The organism is Methylobacterium sp. Leaf106, from assembly GCF_001422895.1.
In the GTDB taxonomy this organism is placed as follows: domain Bacteria; phylum Pseudomonadota; class Alphaproteobacteria; order Rhizobiales; family Beijerinckiaceae; genus Methylobacterium; species Methylobacterium bullatum.
The window spans coordinates 1-7,419 of record NZ_LMNB01000020.1 but is presented as its reverse complement, the minus strand read 5'-3'; the positions used below and the strand labels follow the sequence as shown (position 1 = coordinate 7,419).

Genomic DNA, 7,419 nt, shown 5'->3' with positions numbered 1-7,419 from the left:
AGCCGGATCATCCATCCGATCATCGTCCAGAAGACACAAACGCCAGCCCGCCGAACCGAAGTCCCCGCTGGCCGCCGCCGATGAACAGGGATATACGGAGACCGACCCGACGCGTCAACACCTAAAACGACACGTCGATGACAAAGGCCGCAGAAACCCGACGCGAGCCGCCCGCCTTCGAGGGCCGCTCAGATCCCCGCGTACCATGGGAAATCCAGTTCGGCGACCATGCTCCCACTCCCCTTCCCGAAGCCATCGACGTGCTCGACGGCCTCGATCTGGGTCAGGTATTTGAGGCTCTTGTAGCCGAGTTGACGCTCGACCCGCAGGCGGAGAGGCGCGCCATGGGCGATGGGCAGGTCTCCTCCGTTCATGCCGTAGGCGAGGATCGTCTGCGGGTGCAGCGCATCGAACAGATCGTAGCTGTCCCACCAGCCGTCGACGCTGCGCATCACGATGAAACGGGCCTCGGGCTTCAACCCCACATGGGCGAGGAGATGGGCCAGGGGCACGCCCGTCCAACCCGCAATCGCCGACCACCCCTGTTCACAGCTGTGCAGCGTGATCTGTGTCCTGGCCGGCATCGCCTTGAGGTCGGAGAGGGAAAAAGCCCCCGGCTTGTCGACGAGTCCCGTCACCGGCAGCTTCCAATCTGTGAAACCGACGGCCTTGGATGTTCTGTAAGCAGGAGCGTCCGGATCGGTCGTGTTGATGGTCGGAAAAACGGCGGAGATCGCTTCGGGCCCGAATTCCCGGACGAGGGGTTGTCGTCTGAGAAGCCAGCGCTGCACGGTGAAGGTCAGCCCGTTGCTCCAATCGTAGGGCGTCGCCAGGCGGCTCAGTGCCGGCGCGTCGCAGCCGCCGAGAAAACCAGCGCCGATGAGACCGGCCGACCCCGTCAGAACGCGCCGTCGGGAAAAATCGGTCATCGTTCCGTCTCCGGGGGAATGGTGAAACGCCCGGTGACCATCGAGCGCAGGAGATTACCGGCGCCGCCGACGAAGACCTGCATCACATGGACGATCAGAAAGAGGACGAGCAGGCTGGCGACCAGGAAATGGATCGTCCGAGCGGATTGACGGCCGCCGAACAGGCTGAAGAGCTCCGGGAAGGCGGTCGTGAACCCCGGCGACATGGTGAGTCCGCTCAGCACCATCACGGGAAACAGGATCAGGACCACGCCGAGATAGGCGAATTTCTGCAAGGCGTTGTAGCGGAGCGCCTCTCTGCCGCGCGCCTTCTCCAGTCTGAGATGATCGCCGATTTCCTGGGCGAGATGACGGGCGGACAGTTGATCCCGATCCGGCACCAAGCTCCTGCGGAGATGTCCGCTCGCCAGAATGAACATCAGATAAGCGAGCCCGTTGATGACGAGGATCCAGGCGGCGAGGAAATGGAGGTTCCGACCCCAGCCGGTCTGTTCCAGGTTCACCGGCAGCGGCAGTTCGATCCATGACGGCGCGTCGTTGGCCCCAGTCTCTCCCCAGAACAGGCGCGGCAAGGCGAGAAGGATAGCAATTCCACTGACCAGCAGGACAAGGAAGGCCGCGGCATTCACCCAATGGGTCAACCTCAGCCAAGCCGGATGCCGGAATACGGTCGGACCGTTCTTCGCCCCGGCGCCCGGTTCCACTGGGACGAGTTCAGGTGATGCGGGTGAGGACATCGAGTCGGTACCGATCGGTGCGACTATGATGGTCGACGCGGATGGCCCCATCGAGGAGGCCGATCAGCATCTCCGAGGCTTCATCCCCCGTCTGCGGATAATGGGTGAGACCGGTCCAGTGAACGAGGACGACGATCCCGCCGGGGTCGAGGGCATCGAGAATGCGCTTGGCTAGGTCTGACATATCGTCGGCATCGAGGAAGTAGAGCACCTCCGAGATCAGGATCAGGTCGAACCTGCCCACCGGCCATTGGCCGGGAACGTGCAGACGTTCGAACCGTACATGCGGGATCGATTCACAGCGTCCACGCGCCTGTTCGAGGGCCTTTTCCGCCGTATCGAGGCCGATGAGAGCATCGCATCGGGACGCCAGAGCCTCGGTGAACACGCCGATGGAGCAACCGATCTCCAGCGCCGACGCGAAACGCGGCTTCGGCAACACGTCCAAGGTCGCCGCGTATTTGGCGGCCTCGTATGTGCTGGTGGTGAACTGCCAGGGGTCGGGATCGTCGGCGTAGCGGTTCTCGAAATAATCCGGCGGCATCGTCTGCGAGTGACGCGTCATGGGACATCTCCGGAGTCGCGCCAGAGATCACCGGCGGACCCGGTCTCACCAAGGACATAATGCGCGGCGGATGTCAGCGCGAAATCCGGCGCCGGCTGTCGCAAATAGGTAGCGAGATCGCGTGAGGCCCGTTCGAGGGGGTGATCGCGCAGGAAGCCCTGCAGCCCCACGGAGCGTTGAGCAAGCTGCAGCACCGACAGCCCTGCGGCCTCGACGGCGGTTCGCGCCAGGTGAACGTAGGCCACGATTCGCTCAGGGCGGAGGTCGTCCTCGAATACGATGCGCGCGGCGCGCTCCACCCAGAGGCGGGCGCTCTCGGTGGCGACGAGCCCCTCCCCCAGCCTCGCCGATTGATGCGGATCGTGACCTCGCCCGGTCCGGCGCAGATGGTCGCGCCAGATATCGAGCACGGCCTCGATCCCCCCGAGTTGGACAGCGGCAAAACGCCAGGCGCCACCGAAGAAATACGGCTGCCTGGAATAGGAATCCGCCTCGCCGAGCAGACCGTCCTGTGCGATCTCAAGCCCGGTGAGATCCACCTTTCCCGTCGCCGAGGCGCGCATTCCGTGGGCCCGCCAAGCGGAGAGATCGGCCCGCGTGCCGGATGCGAGCTCGGCCACCACCATGAAGGCGCGGTCGCCGGGGATCGTGCGGGCGGTGACCAGGGGACGGGTGACGAAGCCCGCGCCGGATGCGAGGATCTTGCCTGCCCTCAGACGATAGCCACCGGGCTGCTCGACGAGCTTCAACCCGTCATCCGCGGGCTCGGTGTTCCAGACACCGAAGAGATGCCCCCCTCGCGCATCGGCGAAAAGACGGGTGCGCTGGGAGGCGTCGCCATATCGGGCAACCAGTTGAAGGGCGTTGACATGGCCCTCGTAGAGTCGACCGAGCGCCAGGCTTCCGCTCCCGATGATACGCAGCACATCGCAGAGATCCGAGGCGCCCGGCTCCTCGCCGAGGCCGGCGCCTTCCTCGTCCCGCGGTATCGGCGCGGCGAGCAGGCCGAGCGTACGCAGATGCTCGATATCCGCATCCGGGAACCCGCCATCATGGTCATGTTCGGCCGCCCGCGCGGCGGCGGCCCGTGCGACCACCCTCGCGGCATCGACAATGCTGTGGGCGACCCGTATCGGCTGGTCCACGCTGTTCATCCTCTCCGTGCGGCCGTCGCGCCTCGATACCGACCATTCATGACATGGGACCAAGAGGCCGGACAGATTTCGGCCTGCACTCGATCGTACGACACCCCAACGCGAACATCCGTCGTTTGTCCGCTTCCTCCTCGTCGCACGTGGCGGGATCCGAGTTCCGGTACGAAAAGATCAGAATCGATCGATCGAAAAGGAGAATAGACGCGCGCAGGTTCTTGCCTTCGGTCATCGAGGAAGCAGTGAGTTGTCTCGACAACCAGCGAAACCTTGGGCCGGTTCAACTCCACGCGGCCAAATCGTGCATTCCTGTCGCGATGCTCGATCTGCCGCGTAAAAATGCGGCCTTATCCACATCTGCGGGATAGGCGGCGGGCCTGAGATCGGGCAGCGTCGCCATGGCTCCGCATTCGCCTCGTGTAGACCCACGAGACGATACCGGGTCGATGCGGTTCCACGAACGATTGTCCAGGATCGATGCCCATGGCGCGAAAGCGCGCTCAGCCCACCGTCGATATCCTGAGGGACGTCGTCGCCCGTCTCGGGCTTCCGCCACGGTCGGTGGACATCGAGGCACTGCGGCTTCACCTCGATCTTCCGGAATTCGGTGGCTATGTCGAGGATGCGCGTGTCGGCAAAGCGCTGCGGCGCATGAAGGCGCAAAGCGCGTTCGCGAGGACAGGCGCCGCGGCGGTGAGCAAGAGCGTGCCCGGGCTCAAGGTCACGGTCGCCGAGAACGATACCCTCCTGTGGCGAGTGCGCGTGCTGCTGCCGCTTCTCGATGGCAACCGTCTGGATGTGCGGGTCGAGGTTCCCCTGGAGGGCGTCGCGGCCGAGATCGTCGCCGGCATGGCGGAGCGCAACGACCCGACCTGGCGCATCGAGACGTTGCGACCCGCCGTGGCTGAGATCATCGCACGGACCGGACAGACGCTCCACGCCTCCATCGAACGCCTCAGGGACGCGATCACCGGGGATCTGCGCGAGGTCGGCGCCGACGCCGTCACCTATATCGATCACATGGACCGTTCCCTCCGCTCGCGGGTGTTCCATGCAGGGCCGAATCTCGGCCGTTCCATGAGCGACACCCTGGCCCCGGTGCGCAAGCGCGCCAAGGTCGTCGCGCGAGAGGATTCCCGCCTGCGCCGTCTGCGCGATCAGGTCGGGTTCGGTGCTTACATCGAGAAATTCACGGTCGCCCGGCGCCTCGGCCGTCGCATCATCTTCCATATGGGGCCGACCAATTCGGGCAAGACCTACGCGGCCCTGCAATTACTCGCAGCGGCCCCGACGGGGACTTATCTCGCGCCGCTGCGGCTCCTTGCCCTCGAGAATTACGAGGGGCTCGCCGAGCGGGGCCTCAAGGCCGGGATGGTGACCGGCGAGGAAGTCCTCGGCGAAGACAGGCCGACCCACACATCGCGGACTATCGAGACCGCGGATCTGATCCGGCCCGTCGATGTCGCCGTGATCGATGAGATCCAGATGCTCTCCGATCCTGACCGCGGCTGGGCCTGGACCAACGCCCTCTTCGGTATCCCGGCCAAGACCGTCGTCGTCTGCGGGTCCGACGATGCGCTCGCCGCCGTCCGGCGCGCGGCGGAGGCAGCCAACGAATCGCTCGAAGTCATCACCTTCGTTCGCAAGACGCCCCTCGTCCTTCTGGACAAACCCGTCCCCCTCGAGGACGTCGAGCCAGGGGACGCGGTCGTCGCCTTCTCGCGGCGCGCGGTGCATGAGAATCGCGAGATCCTGGTCGCCGCCGGTCACAGCGTGGCGACGATCTACGGCGCCCTGTCTCCCGAAGTTAGGCGAGCGGAAGCCGCACGGTTCCGCACCGGCGAAGCCACCGTATTGGTCACCACGGATGCGATCGGCATGGGTCTCAACCTCGGGCCCCTGAAGCGCATCGTCTTCTCCGCGACCCGCAAATGGGATGGGGTCGGCGAGCGTGCCTTGACGAATTCCGAGATTCGTCAGATCGCCGGGCGCGCCGGGCGTTTCGGCCATCAGGATGTCGGTTACGTCGCCGCCACCGACGCCATCGGCATCGAACCGATCCGCGCCGCGCTCGCCGGAGCGCCGACGGCACCGGCCGCCGATACGCGATTCTTCGTGCGGCCCGATCTGATCGCGATCCGCTCCGTCGCGGAGGAGATGCGCACGGCGAGCCTGCGAGAGGTCATGACGCATTTCGCGCGGTCCACCTTCTATGCCGGGTCGCCGTTCCAGCCCTCCGCCCTCGACGAAATCCTCGATGTCGCGAAGGTCATCGACCGCGCTGCCTTGCCGATCGAGGAAAAGTTCGCCTTCTCGGTCTGCCCGGTCAATCGTCGCGATGAGATCGCCATCGCCATGCTGGAACGCTGGGCGCAGGCTCGGGCCACGCGCACGACCGTTCCGGCGTTGCGTGCCAATCTCAGCGGGGAACTCGATTATCAGGAACGGACGGTGCGGCTCGCGAGTGCTTATCTCTGGCTGTCGCGCCGCTTCCCCGAAACCTTCGACGACGACGAGCAGATCCGTGCCATGCGCGGCCGGGCCAACGCCGTCATCGAGAAACATCTACGAGAGACGGCGACGCGCAAGGCCGAACGTCGGCGGTCGCGGCCGGGAGTGCGATGACTCGTCTGACTTACGCCATCGGCGACATCCACGGATGCGCCGATGCCCTCGAGCGACTCCTGGCGGAGATCGCTCGTCATTGCGGTGGTCGCGACTACCGCCTCGTCTTTCTCGGCGACTACATCGATCGCGGACCGGACAGTGCCGGCGTCCTGCGAATCCTTCAAGATCTCGATCGGACGGGAGGCGAGAAAGCCACGTTTCTCATGGGCAATCACGAGCGGATGTTGCTCGATGCCTACGAAAAGCCATTCGGCGTCACCGCCTGGCTGGAGAATGGCGGTCGAAGCACGCTGGCGTCATTCGGCATCCGCGATCCGGAGGAGCTGCCGCGGGATGCGCTCAACTGGATGTCGGGCCTCGACACGGTCCATGAGGATGAGCGGCGCTATTTCGTCCATGCCGGGTTTCGCCCCGGAAGGCCCGGTATCGACCCGGACGTGGAGGCCAGACTCTGGATCCGAAAGCCGTTCCTCACCGAGGATTTCGATTTCGGCAAGCACGTCGTCCACGGCCACACCCCGCAAAAGACCGGCAGGCCGGACGTTCATCCCTTCCGAACGAACGTCGACACGGCCTGTGTCTTTGGATGCCTCCTCACCGCAGCCGTGTTCACTCCTGAAGCCGGCCCCGCCGTCGAGTTCCTGCAGGTTGGCATGTGAACTGGAGAATTCGATGACCGCCTCCGTTCGGAACGACCGTTGGGGAGAGTGAAAGTATTTTTGGCGAGTAGACCGCCAAATCCATGGTGCTGCCATCCAGCAGAGTATGGGCGATTGGTTTCGGTGATGAGATCCGTGATCGGACTTATCCGCACAAGGCGGCCGTGACCTCGCGCTTATAGCGGTTTGGGGTATCATCAGCCTTGGCGGATTTCGAAAAGAGGGCGTTTACCTGCTCTTTCGATGAGGCTCATCCTATGCATCCGGTGAAGACCACAGCGCTTTCGGGCTTTGCATACGAGGTTTGTGAAGATGGACATCGACGAGGAGAAAATCGACGCCGCTGTTCTAGCGCTCCTGCGGTTGACGCTTCACGATGAGCGTCGTGCCTGGAAGGGCTTCGACTGGAACGCGATGGAACGCCTTCACCGGAAGGGGATGATCTCCGACCCGGCGAGCAAGGCGAAGTCGGTCGTGCTGACCGACGAGGGGCTGCGTCAAGCGGAGGAACTATTTCGAGTCCTGTTTGCTCGGACCGAATGACTGCGCTGTCAAGTCTGCGCTTTGCGGGCCGGCTCTTCCCGATCCTGAGCAGTTCGACAGCGATAACGTTTGTTTTCTCTCTATGTCATTTGACACGGCAAAGCCCGCAGCGTTTGACGCTGCGGGCTTTTGCGTTTGGTGTTCTGGTGTGTTTGGTTGCGGGGACAGGATTTGAACCTGTGACCTTCAGGTTATGAGCCTGACGAG

General features: G+C 64.1%; 7 protein-coding genes. 3 read left to right on the top strand and 4 right to left on the bottom strand.

Annotation, left to right across the window (positions count from 1 at the left end; genetic code table 11):
• Nucleotides 1-188: 188 nt before the first annotated feature.
• From ASF34_RS11825 to ASF34_RS11810, 4 genes are read right to left on the bottom strand one after another with little or no spacing between them, the layout of a single operon-like run.
• Complete coding sequence (locus ASF34_RS11825; RefSeq protein WP_056161270.1) at nt 189-929, bottom strand: molybdopterin-dependent oxidoreductase; 741 nt, start codon at nt 927-929, stop codon at nt 189-191.
• Entirely contained in the window at nt 926-1,666 is a 741-nt protein-coding gene (locus tag ASF34_RS11820; RefSeq protein WP_443136534.1) for a cytochrome b/b6 domain-containing protein, read from the bottom strand. Before ASF34_RS11820 ends, ASF34_RS11825 begins: the two co-directional genes overlap by 4 nt.
• Nucleotides 1,644-2,231 (bottom strand): class I SAM-dependent DNA methyltransferase, encoded by a 588-nt coding sequence (locus ASF34_RS11815; protein ID WP_056161266.1) that lies wholly within the window; start codon nt 2,229-2,231, stop codon nt 1,644-1,646. Before ASF34_RS11815 ends, ASF34_RS11820 begins: the two co-directional genes overlap by 23 nt.
• Nucleotides 2,228-3,385 (bottom strand): acyl-CoA dehydrogenase family protein, encoded by a 1,158-nt coding sequence (locus ASF34_RS11810; RefSeq protein ID WP_156465707.1) that lies wholly within the window; start codon nt 3,383-3,385, stop codon nt 2,228-2,230. The genes ASF34_RS11815 and ASF34_RS11810 overlap by 4 nt, the downstream gene beginning before the upstream one ends.
• Nucleotides 3,386-3,865: 480 nt before the next feature.
• Here ASF34_RS11810 and ASF34_RS11805 point away from each other — a divergent pair, with 480 nt between their 5' ends.
• The 3 genes from ASF34_RS11805 (at nt 3,866) to ASF34_RS11795 (ending at nt 7,212) form a co-directional block, all read left to right on the top strand.
• The gene (locus ASF34_RS11805) at nt 3,866-6,007 is read left to right on the top strand and encodes a helicase-related protein (protein ID WP_056161264.1); all 2,142 of its coding nucleotides are present in this window, start codon (nt 3,866-3,868) and stop codon (nt 6,005-6,007) included.
• Nucleotides 6,004-6,669, top strand: coding sequence for a metallophosphoesterase family protein (locus tag ASF34_RS11800; RefSeq protein WP_056161263.1), 666 nt, complete (start codon nt 6,004-6,006; stop codon nt 6,667-6,669). Before ASF34_RS11805 ends, ASF34_RS11800 begins: the two co-directional genes overlap by 4 nt.
• Before the next feature lie 312 nt (nt 6,670-6,981).
• The gene (locus ASF34_RS11795) at nt 6,982-7,212 is read left to right on the top strand and encodes a DUF6429 family protein (RefSeq protein ID WP_018042288.1); all 231 of its coding nucleotides are present in this window, start codon (nt 6,982-6,984) and stop codon (nt 7,210-7,212) included.
• Nucleotides 7,213-7,419: the final 207 nt, after the last annotated feature.

Excerpts from the sequence above, each read along its gene's own strand:
- ASF34_RS11825 (WP_056161270.1), bottom strand. The coding sequence starts at position 929 with ATGACCGATTTTTCCCGACGGCGCGTTCTGACGGGGTCGGCCGGTCTC.
- ASF34_RS11820 (WP_443136534.1), bottom strand. The coding sequence starts at position 1,666 with ATGTCCTCACCCGCATCACCTGAACTCGTCCCAGTGGAACCGGGCGCC.
- ASF34_RS11815 (WP_056161266.1), bottom strand. The coding sequence starts at position 2,231 with ATGACGCGTCACTCGCAGACGATGCCGCCGGATTATTTCGAGAACCGC.
- ASF34_RS11810 (WP_156465707.1), bottom strand. The coding sequence starts at position 3,385 with ATGAACAGCGTGGACCAGCCGATACGGGTCGCCCACAGCATTGTCGAT.
- ASF34_RS11805 (WP_056161264.1), top strand. The coding sequence starts at position 3,866 with ATGGCGCGAAAGCGCGCTCAGCCCACCGTCGATATCCTGAGGGACGTC.
- ASF34_RS11800 (WP_056161263.1), top strand. The coding sequence starts at position 6,004 with ATGACTCGTCTGACTTACGCCATCGGCGACATCCACGGATGCGCCGAT.
- ASF34_RS11795 (WP_018042288.1), top strand. The coding sequence starts at position 6,982 with ATGGACATCGACGAGGAGAAAATCGACGCCGCTGTTCTAGCGCTCCTG.